Consider the following 16628-nt stretch of genomic DNA (forward strand, 5'->3'; position numbering starts at 1 on the left):
ATTTCTGGCAAGAAGTCAGGGTCACCGAACAGGGCAGCGGAACAAATGAGATATTCGACGATACTGATGGCCGCGCTCGTTTCGCTGGCGCCGGCCGCCGCCTTTGCCCATCCGCACATCTTCGTGGAGGCCCGCCTCGAGGTCGTGGCCGGCAAGGATGGCAGCGTCGAGGAACTGCGCAATGTCTGGCGCTTCGACGAGGTTTTCTCCTCCTCGGTGGTCATGGATTTCGACAAGAACACCGATCTGAAGCTGGAGCCGAACGAGCTCGCCGAGGTCGGAAAAACGGTGAAGCAGTCGCTTGCCGAATATGATTACTACATGAACCTGACGATCGACGGAAAGAACGTCACCGTTCAGAAGCCCGACATCATTCACGTCGATTACAAGGACGGCCAGCTGCTGATGTTCTTCGCGGTCAAGCCGGTGGAGAAGATGCCGCTGAAAGGCCGGCTCAGCTTCGGCGTCTACGACCCGACGCTCTACACCTCGATCGACTTTCCCACCGACAACGAACTGGCAATCGTCGGCGACGGCTTCAAGGCCTGCAAACATCAGGTGGTGCGGCCGGATGCCGACCAGGTGATCTCGCAGAACAAGCAGTCGCTGACCGACGCCTTCTTCAACGATCCCACCGGCACCAACATGTCCAAGCTCTTCGCCACCCGGCTGGAGGTCACATGCTGAGGAAACGCCTGCCCCTCATCCTTTCCGCCGCCGCCATGACGCTCCTGACGGCGGCAAGCCTCGCCCATGCGCAATCGCCGCTCGGCATCGGCACGGCGGAGCCGAGCTTCCAACCGACCGGCGGGCCGCTCGCGCCGCTTTTGCTCTATGTGAACTACGAGCAGCAGGCCTTCTACCGGGCGCTGACCGATGCCTTGAAGGCGATGCGTCAGGACCCGTGGCAGTTGGCCTCGCTGATCGGCCTCTCCTTCGCCTATGGCGTCTTCCATGCCGCAGGCCCCGGTCACGGCAAGGCGGTCATCTCCTCCTACATGATCGCCAACGAGATCGAGCTGAAGCGCGGCGTGGTGATTTCCTTCATCTCGGCCTTCATCCAGGGCGTGGTGGCGGTGGCGCTGGTCGGCGGCGCCTGGCTGGTGCTGCGCGGCACCGGCATCACCCTGACGGCGGCGACCCATGCGATGGAGATCGCAAGCTTCGTCATGGTCATCCTGTTCGGCGGCTGGCTGCTGTTCCGCAAACTGCGCTCGATGGTGGGCAACATGCCGCGCCGGCGGCTGATGGCGACGTCAGCCGGTCCGGTCAGCATGATGCTCGACTGGAAGGACAATGCCGCCGAACGCCAGGTCTATGCCTTCAACGGCAAGGCGCAGGCTGTGGAGTCCGGCCATACCTTTGTTCCCGGCATGGCCTGCGAGACCTGCGGCAATGCTCATGTGCCGGATCCCGCCCTGCTTGCCGGCGACAGGTTCAGCGCCCGCGAGGCCTGGTCGGCGATCGTCGCCGTCGGCCTTCGCCCCTGCTCCGGCGCATTGCTGGTCATGACCTTCTCGCTGCTGAACGGGCTCTATCTCGGCGGCGTGCTGTCGGTTGCCGCCATGTCGCTCGGCACGGCAATCACCGTTTCCCTGCTGGCCACCCTTGCCGTAACCGCCAAGAGTGCCGCCGTCCGCCTCTCCGGGCGCGGCTCAACCGCCTCGGTCTGGATCGGCAACGCCATTGAAATCCTCGGCGCCGTGCTGGTAATCGTGATGGGGGCCCTGCTGCTCGGAGCGTCGCTGCAGGGATAGGCCTACTTCCCCTTGCTGCGCTGATAGCGCGCCCGCAGCCAGAAGACCGCGAAAAACGCCATGATCAGGCAGACGCCGACGGCGATCCCCAGCACCGGCGAGAAATTGCCGATCCACAAAACGATGGTCGGCAGGAAATAGAGGACGAGGCCGGCGCCGAGCAGGATGATGGCGGCGGCGATTGCCTGCGAGCGGCTCTCAGGGCTCACGCGAGCCTTTCCTTTTCCAGATCGGCGCGAATATCCTGCAGCCGGCGGATCTGATTGCCGGCGGCATCGAAATTCTCCGGCGAAAGCCAGGCCTCGAAGGCATCGTTGAGCAGCGGCCATTCGGCATCGATCATCGAGAACCAGGCGGTATCGCGGTTGCGGTGCTTGGCGATCATGTGCTGGCGGAAGACCCCTTCGAAGCTGAAGCCGTACCGCGCCGCCGTCGTCTTGCTCGCCTCGTTCTTATTGTCGCATTTCCATTCGTAGCGGCGGTAGCCAAGCTCCTCGAAGACGTGCTTGGCCATCAGGTAATGCGCTTCGGTCGAAAGCGGCGAACGCTTCATCTCCGCACCATGCGCCACCCCGCCGATCTCGACGACGCCGTTTGCCGGGTCGGCGCGCATGTAGTTCGCCATTCCGACAATCTTGCCGGTGGCGTTGTCGCGGAAGATATGGGTGAGCCAGCCGGACTTGGTGTAGACGGTTTCCAGCCAGTTGGCGAAATCCTCGATCCCGGAGAAATCGTCCTGCGCGAAATAGAGAAGCAGCGGGTTGATGCCCATGCCGCCAAGCCCGTCCCACAGCGCCTCGATATGCTCTGCGCGCCGATAGGGTTCGACGGTGACGAAACGGCCCTTCAGCGTCACCGGCTTCGGTGCCGGGCAGCCCTTGAAATTTGTTAGATCGCGCATGTTCACTCCCCTTGTCCAAGAGTGGAGTGGATAGGCCAGCCGCCAGACAAAGGCAACCGGCCTAGATGTTACTGTGACCCAATCACTGGGACAAGGTAACTTTTGCGGAGGACACTGTCGCCTCGATATGGTCGACCAGCTGGTCGGCAAGGCCGAGCCTGCCGGCAAGCAGATCGAGATAACCACGCTCGGCCCGCGAATCCGGCTCGATGGTGAGCCGAGAGGCGGTGTAGAGTTCAACGCGCTGTTCTTCCGTCGTTGCGGCGGCCACCAGCGCATCGATATCGGTCGGTGAAGCGAGTTCGCGCTCGATGAAGGCAGCAGCCTCGCCGCTGACATCGGCAGCCTTGACCTTGTCCATGATGAGGGCCCGTTCGGCATCGTCGATATGGCCGTCGGCCTTGGCGGCGGCGATCATCGCGCGGATCAGCACCAGCACGAATTCATTGCTGCCGGCAGGCGAGGCCGGCCCGAAGCCGGATTCGACAGGCGGTGGCAGGAGAACCGGATTGTTGGCCGAGGGTGCATCCGAAGGGGCTGCTGGCGCCTGCCCTGCCTGGTAATTTTTGTAGGCCTGGTAGCCGAGGCCGGCGATGGCGGCAAGACCGCCGATCGCCAGTGCGTTGCCGGCAATACCCCGGCCGGTCTTCGTGCCGAGAAGCGCGGCGGCGATCGCACCTGTCGCCAGAGGATTGTTCCTGGCCGTCTGCACAGCGTCGCCCGCCCTGTCGCGGACCGAGCCGCCAAGGCCCGGAACCTGCGAACCCAAGAACTGGTCGAGAAGCTTCTTTGCGTCGAACATTCCTCGTCGTCTCCCTGTTAGCTGGAGGACTACATAGGTTTGCGACAACTCGAATACAAACAGCGGAGCGGGAATTGTGCCGTGAGGCTCATCCCCTCCCCAAACTCAGGCCTTCAGCGCCGCGGCCTCTGCTGCGAGCTTGGTGATCCCCGCCCAGTCGCCGGCTGCGACCAGTTCCTTCGGCGCCACCCAAGAGCCGCCGACGCAGATGACGTTCGGCAGCGACAGATAATCATTGGCGTTCTTCAGCGAAATGCCGCCAGTCGGGCAGAACAGCGTGCCTGCCAGCGGCGAGGAGAGCGCCTTGAGCAGAGCGGCGCCGCCAGCCTGCTCTGCCGGGAAGAACTTCAGCACCTGATAGCCTTCTTCGCGCAAAGCCATGACCTCGCTGGCGGTCGCAGCACCGGGAAGCAGCGGCACATCGGAATCGGCAGCGGCATCGAGCAGTTCCTGCGTCGTGCCCGGGCTGACGATGAATTTCGAACCGGCCTCGACGGCGGCTTCCCAATGGGCGGCGTTCAGGATCGTGCCGGCACCGACTTCGGCGCCCTCGACCTCGGCGGCGACGGCGCGCACGGCATCGAGTGCCGCCGGCGTGCGCATGGTGATCTCGATCGCCTTCAGGCCGCCCGCGACAAGCGCGCGGGCCAGCAGCACGGCCGACTTGGCATCGTCGACGATCAGGACCGGAACGACAGGCTGGAGTTTCAGGATGGAAAGGAGCTTTTCTGTTTTCTCGCCCATAGCCGTGCGACTTCCTTGAAACGATTGAATTCGACCCCGAATAACGTCCTAATGGAACCTTGTCGAGATAAAACCAATTCCTACGACAGGGTGGGTATGAAATCCCGGGAAAGTGGGCTACCGTGCGGCATCGTCACAAAAGGTTCACCGGTATGGCGAAAGAGATCGAGCGGAAGTTCCTCGTACGCAGCGATGGATGGCGTTCCGCCGTCGAGACGAAGTCTGCCCTGAGACAGGGCTATATCGCCTCGATGGACGATCGTTCCGTCCGGGTGCGTATCCTCGATGGCAGGAAGGCGCGGCTGACGATCAAGATCGGCCGCAGCGCCATCACCCGTGACGAATTCGAATACGACATCCCGATCGCCGATGCCGAGGAACTGTTGCAGAACGCGATCGGCATCGTCATCGAAAAGACGCGTTACCGCGTTCCGCATGAGGGTTTCGTCTGGGAGGTCGACGTCTTTGCCGGCGAACATCGCGGCCTGGTGATTGCCGAGGTCGAGATGACCGCAGAGACCGACGATCCAGCCCTGCCTGCCTGGCTCGGCCGTGAAGTAACCGGCGATTTCCGCTATTCCAACCAGGCCCTTGCCACAGAATATGGGCACGACAGGCATGGCCTATCGCATTCGGCCTAAGGCCGATTTCACCAGCGAGTTCCGCAGCGCCGCGAAAGAGCAGCTGGACGATGCGATCGCACTGATCGAAGAACAGCCGGACGGCGCCCATGAGGCCATCCATTCCTTTCGCAAAAACCTGAAACGATTGCGCTCGCTTTACCGGCTCGTCGCCCGCGAGGCGCCGGATTTCCAGGATCGCGAAAATGCCAGGCTGCGCGATGCCGCCCGTTCGCTTTCGGCGATCCGCGATGCCAACGCCCTCATCGGCACGGCGCAATATCTGCAGCGGAGTGCCCGCGGGAACGAAGAGAGCGAGGCACTCGGCCGCATCATCACCGTGCTTGAAGGCCGCCGTGACTGGATGGCGCAGGCCGAAAGCGGTCTTAAACAGCGCTTGGCGGAAACCACCGACGTTCTGAAGGAGGCGGCCACCGCCCTGGATGGAGTCTCATTCAATGGCGGCCACCGCAAGAATGCCCGCAAGCTGGCGAAGAGCTGGCGCCGTACCGCACGAAAGGCGAAGGCGGCACTTGCCGCCTGCCATGGTGAGGCATCTGCCGACGACTTCCACAAGCTGCGCAAACGCACCTACGACTATCGGCTCTATCATAGCCTGTTGCGCGATGTCTGGCCCGGCGCAATGAAGGCCAAGCGCGATGCGGCCAAGGAACTCGTCGAGGATCTCGGCCATATCCATGATCTTGCCGTGCTCTCCGAACTGGTCGAGGCCGAGCCGCAGCTCTTCACCCGCAATGACGACCTGGCCCATCTGCTCGACGCCATCATCTTCCGCCAGCAGGAAGACCGGCGGCAAGCGCTTGTCAAAGCCGAAACCGTCTTCGCCGATGATCCCGACGAGGAAGCACAGCGCATCGAGCTTCTCTGGCTGACGGCCGGGAGTTGAGGCGGCATCACTATGGCGCCAGCGCCTCTGAAATATTTCAACAAAACCTATTGACCTCAACTAATATTGAGGTCCTAGCCTCCGGCGTCGATAAGCACAGACCTGACCCCGCGAGGAAGAAATGACCGCCGAAAATATCGCGATGCCAAAGCTGCTCGGACTCTACGAGACTCATTTGACCGTTGCCGATCTCCAGACCTCCACGGACTTCTACCGCGATGTCGTCGGGCTCGAACCGGCGGCCTCGTTCGAGGAGCGCAAAGTCGCTTTCCTCTGGGTGGACGACAGGAAGACCGGCATGCTCGGCCTTTGGGAAACCGGAACCGGGCCGCTGAAGATGCGGCTGCACATTGCCTTCCGGATGACCGCCGCCGGCGTGCTGCAGGCGCCCGCCCTGCGCAAGGGAAAGGGGGTCGAGCCTCTCGGCTTTACCGGTGAACCCGCGACGGAGCCGGTGGTTCTCGGCTGGATGCCGGCATTGTCTATCTATTTCAAGGATCCCGACGGACACTCGATCGAGTTCATCAGCATCCTCGACGACACTCCCGACCGAAGCTTTGGCGTGCGGCCGTTTTCCGAATGGCAGGCCAAAGCCTAATCACTCAGCGGCGACCGGTGAAGGCAATTGCGCGAGCCGCCGATTTTCTGTATTTCCGCCCCATGACCGACAGCCTGACACACACCAGCCCGTTCCTCGTGGCCGCACTCTACCATTTCGTTTCCGTGCCGCGCTTTGAGAGCCTCCAGGCGCCGCTGCAGACGCTGTGCGAGCAGAGCGGCGTCAAGGGAACGCTGCTTCTGGCGCATGAGGGCATCAACGGCACGATCGCCGGCCCGGATGCTGGTATTGCTGCCGTGCTTTCCTTCCTGCGGGCACAGCCGGAATTTTCCGGCCTGGAGCATAAGGAAAGCCGCGCTTCGAAAATGCCTTTCCTGCGCATGAAGGTGAAGCTGAAAAAGGAAATCGTCACCATGGGCGTGGAGGATATCGACCCCAACAAAGTCGTCGGCACCTATGTGGCGCCTGAGGACTGGAACGCGCTGATTTCCGATCCCGATACCATCGTCATCGACACCCGCAACGATTACGAAACGGCAATCGGCACCTTTCGCGGCGCTCTCGACCCGAAGACGAAGACCTTCCGCGAATTTCCCGATTGGGTGCGTCAGAATTCCGGCCTGCACAACAAGCCCAAGATCGCCATGTATTGCACCGGCGGCATACGCTGCGAGAAGGCCACCGCCTTCATGAAGGCCGAGGGCTTCGACGAGGTCTATCATCTGAAGGGCGGCATCCTGAAATATCTCGAAGAAGTGCCGCAGGAGGAAAGTCTGTGGGACGGCGCCTGCTTCGTTTTCGACGAGCGCGTCTCCGTCGAGCACGGGCTGAAGGAAGGCGAACACCGGCTGTGCCATGCCTGCCGCAACCCGATCACCGCAGAAGAGATCACCTCGCCTCTCTATGAGGAAGGCGTTTCCTGCAGCCATTGCTACGACACCCGCACCGAAGAGGATCGGCTGCGCTACCGTCAGCGGCAGCACCAGATCGCCCTCGCCAGGAAACGCGGCCAGCGGCATATCGGCAGCTGAGCTAGGACCCTTTCCGGGTCAGCCTCCATTTTTCCGGAATCTCTGCCAGCGCCCGTCAGGCTGCGCCGAGACGGCGCCGGCCTTCCGGCTCGGCTGCATGCCGCGCGTGCAGCATCTCGGTGATCAGATCGGCCGTCATCGGTTTTCCAAACAGATAACCCTGCAGGCAATCGCAGCCGAAGAGGCGCATGGCGATTGCCTGCTCCTCGGTCTCGATGCCCTCGGCCGTCACCGGAATGTCGAGAGAGCGGGCGAGCGCCACGGTCGCCTGCAGCATCTCGCGCTGGCGCTTGTCCTCATTGACCCCCATGACCAGCGAGCGGTCGATCTTGATCCGATCGAAGCCGAACTGCCTGAGATAACCGATCGAGGAGAAGCCGGAGCCGAAATCGTCGAGCGCCACTTTGACCCCCAGCGCCTTCAGCCGTTCGATCGACTGGCGGGTGCGCTGCGGATTCTGGATCATGTAGCCTTCGGTGATCTCGAGCGTGATGCGGTCGGCCTCGACCTCCGTCTGCTTCAGCACGTAGCGCACATAATCGGCAAAAGCGGGATTGCGGAACTGACCGGGAGAGACGTTGACCGAAACGTTGAGTTCCGGCCATTGCTTGGCTGTCTCGCACGCCTTGCGCAGCACGAACAGGCCGAGCGATTCGATGAGGCCGCTGGTCTCGGCGATTGGGATGAACACCTCGGGCGAGATAGGGCCATGACCCGGTCGGTTCCAGCGCACCAGCGCCTCGACGCCGGTCGGCGCATAGGAGGCCGCATCGATCAGCGGCTGGTAGGCGAGTGTCAGATCGCCGCTTTCGATGGCCATCCTGAGGTCGAGTTCCAGCGCATTGCGCTGCTCCCGGTCGGCATCCATCGACGGATCGTAAAGCGTCATGCGCGCACGGCCGGCTTCCTTCGCCTTGTACATGGCAAGGTCGGAGCGGCGCACCAGTTCCTCGCGCCCGATCGTGCCGGCAGGCGACATGGCGATGCCGATGCTGGCCCCGACAACAACGACGCGGCGACCGATCTCCAGCGGCTCGACCAGAAAATCGAGGATCTGCTCGGCAAGTTGCAGGGCCGCAGCATTCTCGCCGTCCGAGAGAAAGGCGATCGCAAATTCATCGCCGCCGATGCGGGCGAGAACCGCGCCTTGCGGAATAAGCACGTCGAGACCGGCCGCCACCCCGCGGATCAACTGATCGCCGGTGCCGTGGCCATAACTGTCATTGACTTCCTTGAAACCGTCGAGGTCGAGATACAGGAGCAGCACGTTGCGTTTGGTCTGGCGCGCCTCGACGACGAAACGGTCGACAGCAAGCCCAAGACCGTCGCGATTGGAAAGGCCGCTCAGCCGGTCGCGCAGCGTCTCTTCGCGGGCGCTGTTTTCATCGGCCTTCAGCCGGCGGCCGGCAAACCAGCCGATGACCAGCAGCACCACGAAGAACAGTCCGACAAGGCCGAGCGCTTGCAGGACCATCGGCCGCACCTGTGCGTAGCCGACATCACCCGGCGAACGCGAGGTCCAAACGAGCTTTTGAAGCGTTGCCCCCGTCGGATCGACGATCGGCACAAAATAGTCAGCCTCGAAGCTCGGCGGCGCCAGCCTCAGCCCGCCAATGACATAGGTCTGGCCGAGCGCGGTCACCCGGTCATTGTCGAGATGGCGGGCGAAGACGAGATAGCGGTGCTGGCCGGCCGGCGCATCCAGCGCACCGGATTTTTTCCGCACCAGAGCGACGCCGACAGCGGCGACACCACGTTTGGTGGTGACGAAGCCGACTGCTTGGGGAGTCCCGGCTGTGTCGGCCGCCTTCGCCGTCTCGAACAGGGTCCAGAGCGACGGCGCGAAGAAATCCGCAAGCGGCTCCTCCATCGGCTTGCCGTCGCGATAGGCCATGATCGGCTTCTTCCGGTCATCGATTACGATCGCCATGTCGAAAAGCGAGCTGTTGACCGACATCTCGCCGTAATTGCTCACCGTCCAGGCCATGCCGTCGGGCGAATAGACGTTGACGGCGGCATCGTCCCAGGCGGCGTAATCGTCGAGCGTCGCGGCAAGCTGGTCCTCGAAAGTCTTCAACGCCCCGATCGTCGTTTCGCGCGAGCGCTCGTCATCGAGAAGATTGGCATTTTCGGCCACGCGCTCGAGCGCCGTCAGTACCATGACGGTGACAATTGCGACGATGACGGCAAAGGAAAAAAGCACGCCCGTAACGGTGATGTGACGGCCTACTCCCAAACCCTTGCTCTGCGACTTTCCGGCTGTCTGCATTACGGCTCCCTGACCGTCCGACTTTGCCAGCCAAGGGTTCAAAAACGTTTAAGCAACCACCTGTTGAAGATTTGCGAGGAGCTATTTCTTGCCTGCGGATGCAGAAAATGAGGGAAGCAACGTCAGCCGTTTCACCTAACCCGCCTTGTGATTGCCCTTCGGGAATTGTGCTGCGAGTTCGCGATACCACTTGCCGCTCTTCTTCACCGTGCGCAACTGGGTCTGATAATCGACATGGACGAGGCCGAAGCGCATGCGGTAGCCTTCCGCCCATTCGAAATTATCCATCAGGCTCCAGGCAAAATAGCCGCGCATGGGATAACCGTCCTTGATGAGGTTTGCCACGACATCGAGATGGTCGCCGAGATAGTCGAGACGCATCGTATCGTCGACCTCGCCATCGACGACTCCGGTGTTGTCGCAGGCGCCGTTCTCGGTGATATAGCATTCCGGCAGTTCGTAGCGGCGGTAAAGGCCCTCGACCAGGAGCTTCAATCCCGGCGCATAGATTTCCCAGCCGATGTCGGTCTTGACGTCGCTTGCCGGCGGCGCTTTCACCGTCCAGGGGAAATCGCCCTTACGCTCGGCATCGTCGGTAACCCGCTCGGGCGTGTAGTAATTCAGACCCCACCAGTCGAGCTTCTGGCTGATGAGCTTCATGTCGCCGTCTTCGATGACAGGCATGCGGTCACCGAATGCGTCGACGAATTCCTTCGGATATTCGCCTTTGAAGACGGGATCGAAGAAGGCGCCGTTGTGGAACTGATGCGCACGTTCGGCGGCAGAAAGATCGGCCGGGCTGCCGGAACCGGGGATGATCGAGGCGGCGTTGAGCACCAGCCCGACGGGCACGTTGGGGGCTTCCGAGCGGATCGCCTCGACGCCGAGACCGTGGGCAAGGTTCATATAATGCATGGCGTGAAGGGCGGCCTGCATATTGCGCTCGCCCGGGGCGTGGATGCCGTAGAGATGGCTGAGCCAGACGATGCACCACGGCTCGTTGAAGGTGGCGACAGCGTCGAGACGATCGCCGAGACGGTTCATCACCGTCTTGGCATAACGCTGATAGGCGTAGGCGGTCGAGCGCGCCGTCCAGCCGCCGTCGCCGGCAAGCAGCAGCGGCAGGTCCCAATGATAGAGTGTCGCGAAGGTCTTGATCCCACGCGCCTTGCAGCCGTCGACCAGCCGGTCGTAGAAATCGAGGCCGGCCTCGTTCACCGGACCCGTGCCGTCGGGGATGATGCGCGGCCAGGCGATGGAGAAGCGGTAGGCTTCGACACCCATATCCTTGATGAGATCGAGATCCTGCTCCAACCGGTTGTAGTGATCGCAGGCGACGTCGCCATTGTCGCGATTATAGACGCGGCCGGGCATATTGCAGAAGGCATCCCAGATGGAGGGCTTGCGCCCGTCTGCCTTGCCGGCGCCTTCGATCTGGAAGGCGGCGGTGGCGACGCCGAAGGTGAAATCGCCGGGAAGGCGGCCTGCAAGCGTCTTCGCATCGATCATCTGTAAATCCCGTCTCAGCGTGTGAATGGACCGTTTACGCTCGGATTTAGCCAAGCCGGAAAGCAAAGTACAGGCCCGGAAGGAGAAAAACTGTAACGTTACAGTCGGAGCATTGATCGGCACTGACTGCAGCACTGCCTCACCCCGGCCCGTGGCGCTTTTCGCTCTGACTGCCCTCATAACGCGAATGTCAGCAGTCGTGACTTGCCGTCGCGCCTGTGATCGCGGACACAGCCAGGATATCGCAAACATGAAAGGAATCCGATGCTGTCTTCGATCCATCTGCTGCAGCCGCATCTGCTGAGCCTGCTGCGCATCGTCTCGTCACTTGTGCTGTTCAGCTACGGAACACAGAAGATCCTGCATTTCCCGGCCGCCGCCAGCGTGCCGCCTATGGGCTCGCTTTCCTGGATCGCCGGACTTATCGAACTCACCCTCGGTTTCCTGGTTCTGGTCGGGTTCCAGACCCGGATCGCAGCCTTCGTGCTCTCCGGCCTGATGGCTTTCGCCTATTTCATCGGGCATGCCTCGAAGGGCATCTACCCCGCGCAGAATGGCGGCGTCGCGGCGATCCTGTTCTGCTTCGTGTTTCTGTATCTGGTGGCGGCGGGTGCGGGACCGCTCAGCGTCGATAATCTGCTGAAGCGTGGCCGCACTGCTGCGGCCTGATCAGCATACGTGAAAACGCCGAGGCGGCTTTGAGCCGCCTCGGCGTTTTTCATTGGGCGACGCGGATCGGTAAAGTCAGACCTTGACCCAGGCGCCGTTCTTTTTCGACGACGCGACGCAAGCCTCGACGAAGGCCACACCCTTCACACCGTCATCGACGGTGGGGTAGACCACCGCCTTGTCGATGGCCTTGCCCTTCTTGCGGGCATTGATCGCATGTGCAGCTTCCGTGTAAATCGTCGCAAAGGCCTCGAGATAACCCTCCGGATGTCCTGACGGCACGCGGGTGACACGGCCGGCAGCCGCGCCCGAACCGGCGCCGCCCCGGGTGATCAGCCGCTTCGGCTCGCCGAACGGCGTGTACCACAGATAGTTGGGGTCCTTCTGGGTCCATTCCAGCCCGCCCTTGCTGCCATAGACGCGCACCATCAGGCCGTTTTCATGACCGGGCGCCACCTGGCTGCACCAGAGCATGCCCTTAGCCGGCTTCTCCGAACCCTTCGCCTTGAAGCGCAGCATGACATGGGCATTGTCATCCAGCCGCCGGCCGGGGACGAAGCTGTCGAGATCGGCCGCCAGGCTGTCGAGTTCCAGGCCCGATATGAAGGCGGCGAGATTATAGGCATGGGTGCCGATATCGCCTGTGGAGCCGCCGACGCCGGATTGCGCCGGATCGGTGCGCCAGGCGGCCTGTTTCTGGCCGGTCTGCTCGACCGCCTCGGTCAGCCAGTCCTGCGGATATTCGGCCTGGACGACTCTTATATCGCCGAGTTCGCCGTTCGCGATCATCTCGCGCGCCTGGCGGACCATCGGATAACCGGTGTAATTATGCGTCAGCACGAAGAGCGCGCCGCTCTCGTCGGCAATTTTCTTCAGTTTCTTCGCATCGGCAAGGTTGGATGTCAGCGGCTTGTCGCAGATGACATGGATGCCGCGCTTCAGGAATTCCTTGGCAGCGTCGTAATGCACATGGTTCGGCGTAACGATCGCCACCGCCTCGATGCCATTCTTCAGCTTCGCCTCGCGGATCGCCATCTCGCGGTAGCTGGAATAGGTCCGCGACGGATCGAGGCCGAGATCGCGGCCCGACTGAACCGCCTTGTCAGGCGTCGACGACAGCGCGCCAGCGATGAGATCGTACTGATCGTCGATGCGCGCCGCGATCCGGTGCACCGCACCGATAAACGCGCCGGCGCCGCCGCCGACCATGCCGAGCCGGATGCGCGGCTCGCGGGTCTGTTCCGATGATGCTTCGATTGCCATTCTATCCTCCTGGAATTTGAAACTTGGTGCGGCTGCGCCCCTCATCCGGCTGCCGCCACCTTCTCCCCGTTCAAACGGGGAGAAGGGATATGCCGCACCACCTCCATCCCACTCCAACACTTCGTTGGGCAGGTCCCCTCTCCCCGTCAGAACGGGGAGAGGGTTAGGGTGAGGGGCAAGCCTCACGGCACGCCTTATGCCTCAGAGCCCCAGCATCCGCCGGTTCGCTGCCTGGTCGGTACCACTGCCGGCGAAATCGTCGAAGGCCTTTTCGGTGACGCGGATGATATGGGCAGCGACGAATTCGGCCCCTTCGCGAGCGCCGTCCTCCGGATGTTTCAGTGCGCATTCCCACTCGACCACGGCCCAGCCGTCGAAATTATTGGCCGTCATCTTCGAGAACACCGCGCCGAAATCGACCTGGCCGTCGCCGAGCGAGCGGAAGCGGCCGGCCCGCTCCACCCAGCCCTGATAGCCGCCGTAGACGCCTTGGCGTCCGGTCGGGTTGAACTCCGCATCCTTGACGTGGAACATCTTGATGCGATCCTTGTAGATGTCGATATTGTCGAGATAATCGAGGCACTGCAGGACGTAATGCGAGGGATCATAGAGCATGTTGGCGCGCGGATGGTTCTTCACGCGCTCCAGGAACATCTCGAAGGTGATGCCGTCATGCAGGTCTTCACCCGGGTGGATTTCGTAGCAGACGTCGATGCCGTTCTCATCCGCATGGTTGAGGATCGGCGTCCAGCGGCGGGCAAGTTCGTCAAAGGCTGTTTCAACCAGGCCGGCGGGACGCTGCGGCCAGGGATAGATGAAGGGCCAGGCGAGCGCGCCGGAAAAGGTCGCATGTGCCTTCAGGCCGAGATTCTTCGATGCCGTCAGCGCCATCTTGACCTGCTCGACCGCCCATTCCTGGCGTGCCTTCGGATTGCCGCGCACTTCCGGGGCTGCGAACCCGTCGAAGGCTTCGTCATAGGCCGGATGAACCGCGACCAACTGACCCTGCAGATGGGTGGAGAGTTCGGTGATCTCGATGCCGTTTTCGCGGGCCTTGCCGGCGAATTCGTCGCAGTAGTCTTTGGAGGTCGCAGCCTTCTTCAGATCGATCAGCTGGCTCGCCCAGGTCGGCACCTGGACGCCTTTGTAACCGATATCGGCCGCCCATTTGGTGATCGCGTCCCAGGAATTGAAAGGCGCGGCATCGCCCGCGAACTGGCCAAGGAAAAGGCCGGGGCCCTTGATCGTCTTCATGTCAGATTCCTCCCTGAATATCGACCGTAAACGTTTCTGAAGTGTTGTAGCACGCAATTTGGCGGGCGCAAGGCGCCTCCTCGCCCTCAGCTCGCGTTTTGGCGCAAGGCCGGATGCGATATGGCTGCGAGCTAATCATGATGGGCTTTGGCGGGCAAGAGGTACGTGCAGCATTTTCAGCTGCGTACGTATATGGAAGCATAAAATGCGCCCATCCTTTCGAATGGGCGCATGTCGTCAGCCAATCGATTAGAACGGAGAATCCGGGAAGTAGAAGTCCTTGGCATTGTCCTTGGTCACGAGGGTCGCGTCGAGGATATAGCTGCCGTGAACCGGGACTTGATCGTAGAGAGCAGCGGCCGTCAGTTCCATGGCCGTGCCGACCATTGCCGGCGGATAGAGAACGTCGACCGGGATCATCTTGTCGCCGTCCATGACCTTCTTGACCATGTCCTTGGAGCCGGCGCCGGCGACGACATATTTGATGTCGGTGCGCTTGGCCTGCTCGATCGCCTGCAGAACGCCGACGGCCATGTCATCGTCCTGGCACCAGACGACGTCGATCTTCTGGTACTTGGTCAGGTAGTCCTGCATGACCTTGAAGGCATCGTCGCGGTTCCAGTTGCCGTACTGGCGGTCGAGAACCTTGACCTTCGAGCCGGCAATGCCCTTGTCGAAGCCGTCCTGGCGCTGCTGGTCGATCGGGATCGGCAGACCGCGGATAATCACGACTTCGGCATCCGGCGTGGTGTCCTTAATGTACTTGCCGGCGACTTCGCCAAGCGCCGGATTGTTGCCGGCGACATAGAGGTCGCGCACGGAGTTGTCGTTGCTCGACGGCGCACGGTCGACGAGCGCGACGAACTTGCCCTTGCCCTTGACTTCCTTGATGGCGTTGACGAGCGGATCCGGATCCGACGGCAGGATGACCAGGGCGTCGATGCCCTGCGTGTCGAGATCCTGCACGGCGTTTGCCTGGCTCGCAGCGTCCGGCGAGGTCTTGACGATGACGTTGAGACCGGGATGTTCGGCCATCAGCAACTTGGCGACACGTTCGGCATGGAAGACCACGCCCGACGTCCAGCCGTGGTCGGCGGCCGGAATGGACACGCCGATGGTGAATTTCTTGTCCTCGGCGTGAGCGGCGCCGGCGAACGTCACCGCCGCAACCGCCAGGCCAAACATCAATTTACGCATGCCATTTCCTCCCAATAATTTCAGGGACTTTTCCATATCGGGACCGGACGCCCTGTAAGTCCGGTCAATCCTGAGCCCGATCAATGCAAACCGGAGCAATTCATGATTTGCGCACCAGCGAGCGCTGGACGAACATGGCGATGATGATGATCGCACCCTGGATGGCGCCGATCAGATACTCGCTGATGAAATTCGAAAGCAGCATGATGTTGCCGACGAGTTCGAGAATGAAGGCGCCGCAGATCGTGCCCCAGACCCGGCCGGCGCCGCCCTTCAGCGCCGTGCCGCCGACTACGACCGCCGTGATCGCCTGCAGTTCCCACAGGATACCTGTCGTCGCCGAGGTCGAGCCGAGACGGGGAACATAGAGCAGCACGGCAATGGCGACGCACAGCCCCTGGATAACGAAGGCGATCGTCCTGACGCGGTTGACTGCGATGCCGGAATAGCGGGCGACATCGCTGTTCGACCCGACAGCGACGACATGGCGCCCATAGCGGGTGCGATAGAGAATGAAGGCCGCAACCGCCGTCACCGCCAGGATCACCACGATCGGGATCGGCACGCCGGCAATCGTGCCGAAATAAGCGGGACGATAGAGCGTCTGGATATCGGCGGAGCGAAGCGTGATCGCACCGCCCTGCGACAGCCATGTCGTCAGGCCGCGATAGATGCCCATCGTGCCGAGCGTCGCGATGAACGGCTCGATCTTGCCCACCGTGGTGATCAGGCCATTCGCCAGGCCGCAAAGCGAACCGGCAACCATGGTGAAAACCACAGCGACCGTCAGCATCAGCGCCGGGTTTTCGATGGCGCCCGAATTCATCAGCAGGATCATCAGGCTGGCGACGAAGGCCACCATAGAGCCCACCGACAGGTCGAGGTCACCGGCCGAGATCACGAAGGTCGCGCCGACGGCGATGATGGCGATAAAGGCGCTGCGCGTCGCGACATTGGCAAGGTTGGTGATGCCGATGAAATTGGGATTGACCAAGGCTCCGACGATCAGAAGCAGCGCCAGAGCGACGAAAGGTGCGACCGCACGCAGATCGACATCCCGCCAGGATCGGCGCCGGATCTCCCTGGTCTCCTCGTTGACACTCATTTCCAAAACCAACCTCCCGCCCCATTCTTTCTGGGCATCTT

General features: G+C 61.9%; 17 protein-coding genes. 7 read left to right on the forward strand and 10 right to left on the reverse strand.

Annotated elements, in window-relative coordinates; genetic code table 11:
- Positions 1-45 precede the first annotated feature (45 nt).
- Together FHX14_RS15545 and FHX14_RS15550 are read left to right on the forward strand one after the other, a co-directional pair.
- Positions 46-687: a DUF1007 family protein gene (locus FHX14_RS15545; RefSeq protein ID WP_184377708.1), complete on the forward strand. Its 642-nt coding sequence runs from the start codon at positions 46-48 to the stop codon at positions 685-687.
- Positions 681-1757, forward strand: a complete 1077-nt coding sequence (locus tag FHX14_RS15550) for a nickel/cobalt transporter (protein ID WP_184377709.1) — start codon at positions 681-683, stop codon at positions 1755-1757. Before FHX14_RS15545 ends, FHX14_RS15550 begins: the two co-directional genes overlap by 7 nt.
- A 2-nt stretch (positions 1758-1759) precedes the next feature.
- On the opposite strand, the gene FHX14_RS15555 is transcribed toward FHX14_RS15550, so the two are convergent.
- The 4 genes from FHX14_RS15555 to FHX14_RS15570 all read right to left on the reverse strand — a co-directional run bounded on the left by FHX14_RS15555 (position 1760) and on the right by FHX14_RS15570 (position 4204).
- Positions 1760-1966: a hypothetical protein gene (locus FHX14_RS15555; protein ID WP_003590224.1), complete on the reverse strand. Its 207-nt coding sequence runs from the start codon at positions 1964-1966 to the stop codon at positions 1760-1762.
- Entirely contained in the window at positions 1963-2658 is a 696-nt protein-coding gene (locus FHX14_RS15560; protein ID WP_012558985.1) for a GNAT family protein, read from the reverse strand. Before FHX14_RS15560 ends, FHX14_RS15555 begins: the two co-directional genes overlap by 4 nt.
- Positions 2659-2740: 82 nt before the next feature.
- A complete protein-coding gene (locus FHX14_RS15565) occupies positions 2741-3460 on the reverse strand; it encodes a tellurite resistance TerB family protein (RefSeq protein ID WP_012558986.1) in 720 nt (239 codons plus the stop codon).
- Between the two features lie 105 nt (positions 3461-3565).
- Positions 3566-4204, reverse strand: coding sequence for a 2-dehydro-3-deoxy-phosphogluconate aldolase (locus FHX14_RS15570; protein ID WP_184377710.1), 639 nt, complete (start codon positions 4202-4204; stop codon positions 3566-3568).
- Between the two features lie 152 nt (positions 4205-4356).
- Between FHX14_RS15570 and FHX14_RS15575 the strand changes: the two genes are divergently transcribed.
- The 4 genes from FHX14_RS15575 (at position 4357) to FHX14_RS15590 (ending at position 7321) form a co-directional block, all read left to right on the forward strand.
- Positions 4357-4845 carry a CYTH domain-containing protein gene (locus tag FHX14_RS15575; protein ID WP_003590219.1) on the forward strand — a complete coding sequence of 163 codons (489 nt, stop codon included), beginning with the start codon at positions 4357-4359 and terminating at the stop codon, positions 4843-4845.
- Positions 4823-5731 (forward strand): CHAD domain-containing protein, encoded by a 909-nt coding sequence (locus FHX14_RS15580; protein WP_184377711.1) that lies wholly within the window; start codon positions 4823-4825, stop codon positions 5729-5731. Before FHX14_RS15575 ends, FHX14_RS15580 begins: the two co-directional genes overlap by 23 nt.
- A 121-nt stretch (positions 5732-5852) precedes the next feature.
- Positions 5853-6329 carry a VOC family protein gene (locus tag FHX14_RS15585; RefSeq protein WP_184377712.1) on the forward strand — a complete coding sequence of 159 codons (477 nt, stop codon included), beginning with the start codon at positions 5853-5855 and terminating at the stop codon, positions 6327-6329.
- 62 nt (positions 6330-6391) lie between these two features.
- On the forward strand, positions 6392-7321 hold the full coding sequence (locus FHX14_RS15590) for a rhodanese-related sulfurtransferase (RefSeq protein ID WP_184377713.1): 930 nt from the start codon (positions 6392-6394) through the stop codon (positions 7319-7321).
- Between the two features lie 55 nt (positions 7322-7376).
- Here FHX14_RS15590 and FHX14_RS15595 read toward each other — a convergent pair whose 3' ends face one another.
- Positions 7377-9590, reverse strand: coding sequence for a bifunctional diguanylate cyclase/phosphodiesterase (locus tag FHX14_RS15595; RefSeq protein ID WP_184377714.1), 2214 nt, complete (start codon positions 9588-9590; stop codon positions 7377-7379).
- Between the two features lie 135 nt (positions 9591-9725).
- Positions 9726-11099 (reverse strand): GH1 family beta-glucosidase, encoded by a 1374-nt coding sequence (locus FHX14_RS15600; protein ID WP_184377715.1) that lies wholly within the window; start codon positions 11097-11099, stop codon positions 9726-9728.
- 264 nt (positions 11100-11363) lie between these two features.
- Here FHX14_RS15600 and FHX14_RS15605 point away from each other — a divergent pair, with 264 nt between their 5' ends.
- Positions 11364-11768 carry a DoxX family protein gene (locus tag FHX14_RS15605; RefSeq protein ID WP_049734773.1) on the forward strand — a complete coding sequence of 135 codons (405 nt, stop codon included), beginning with the start codon at positions 11364-11366 and terminating at the stop codon, positions 11766-11768.
- Positions 11769-11843: 75 nt separating this feature from the next.
- Here FHX14_RS15605 and FHX14_RS15610 read toward each other — a convergent pair whose 3' ends face one another.
- The 4 genes from FHX14_RS15610 to FHX14_RS15625 form a co-directional block, all read right to left on the reverse strand.
- A complete protein-coding gene (locus tag FHX14_RS15610; RefSeq protein WP_184377716.1) occupies positions 11844-13031 on the reverse strand; it encodes a Gfo/Idh/MocA family oxidoreductase in 1188 nt (395 codons plus the stop codon).
- 201 nt (positions 13032-13232) lie between these two features.
- The gene (locus tag FHX14_RS15615) at positions 13233-14285 is read right to left on the reverse strand and encodes a sugar phosphate isomerase/epimerase (protein WP_003566650.1); all 1053 of its coding nucleotides are present in this window, start codon (positions 14283-14285) and stop codon (positions 13233-13235) included.
- A gap of 249 nt (positions 14286-14534) precedes the next feature.
- Positions 14535-15482 carry a substrate-binding domain-containing protein gene (locus FHX14_RS15620; protein WP_184377717.1) on the reverse strand — a complete coding sequence of 316 codons (948 nt, stop codon included), beginning with the start codon at positions 15480-15482 and terminating at the stop codon, positions 14535-14537.
- A gap of 100 nt (positions 15483-15582) precedes the next feature.
- A complete protein-coding gene (locus FHX14_RS15625) occupies positions 15583-16587 on the reverse strand; it encodes an ABC transporter permease (protein ID WP_054184184.1) in 1005 nt (334 codons plus the stop codon).
- Positions 16588-16628: the final 41 nt, after the last annotated feature.

The organism is Rhizobium sp. BK619 (assembly GCF_014195245.1).
Lineage (GTDB): Bacteria > Pseudomonadota > Alphaproteobacteria > Rhizobiales > Rhizobiaceae > Rhizobium > Rhizobium acidisoli.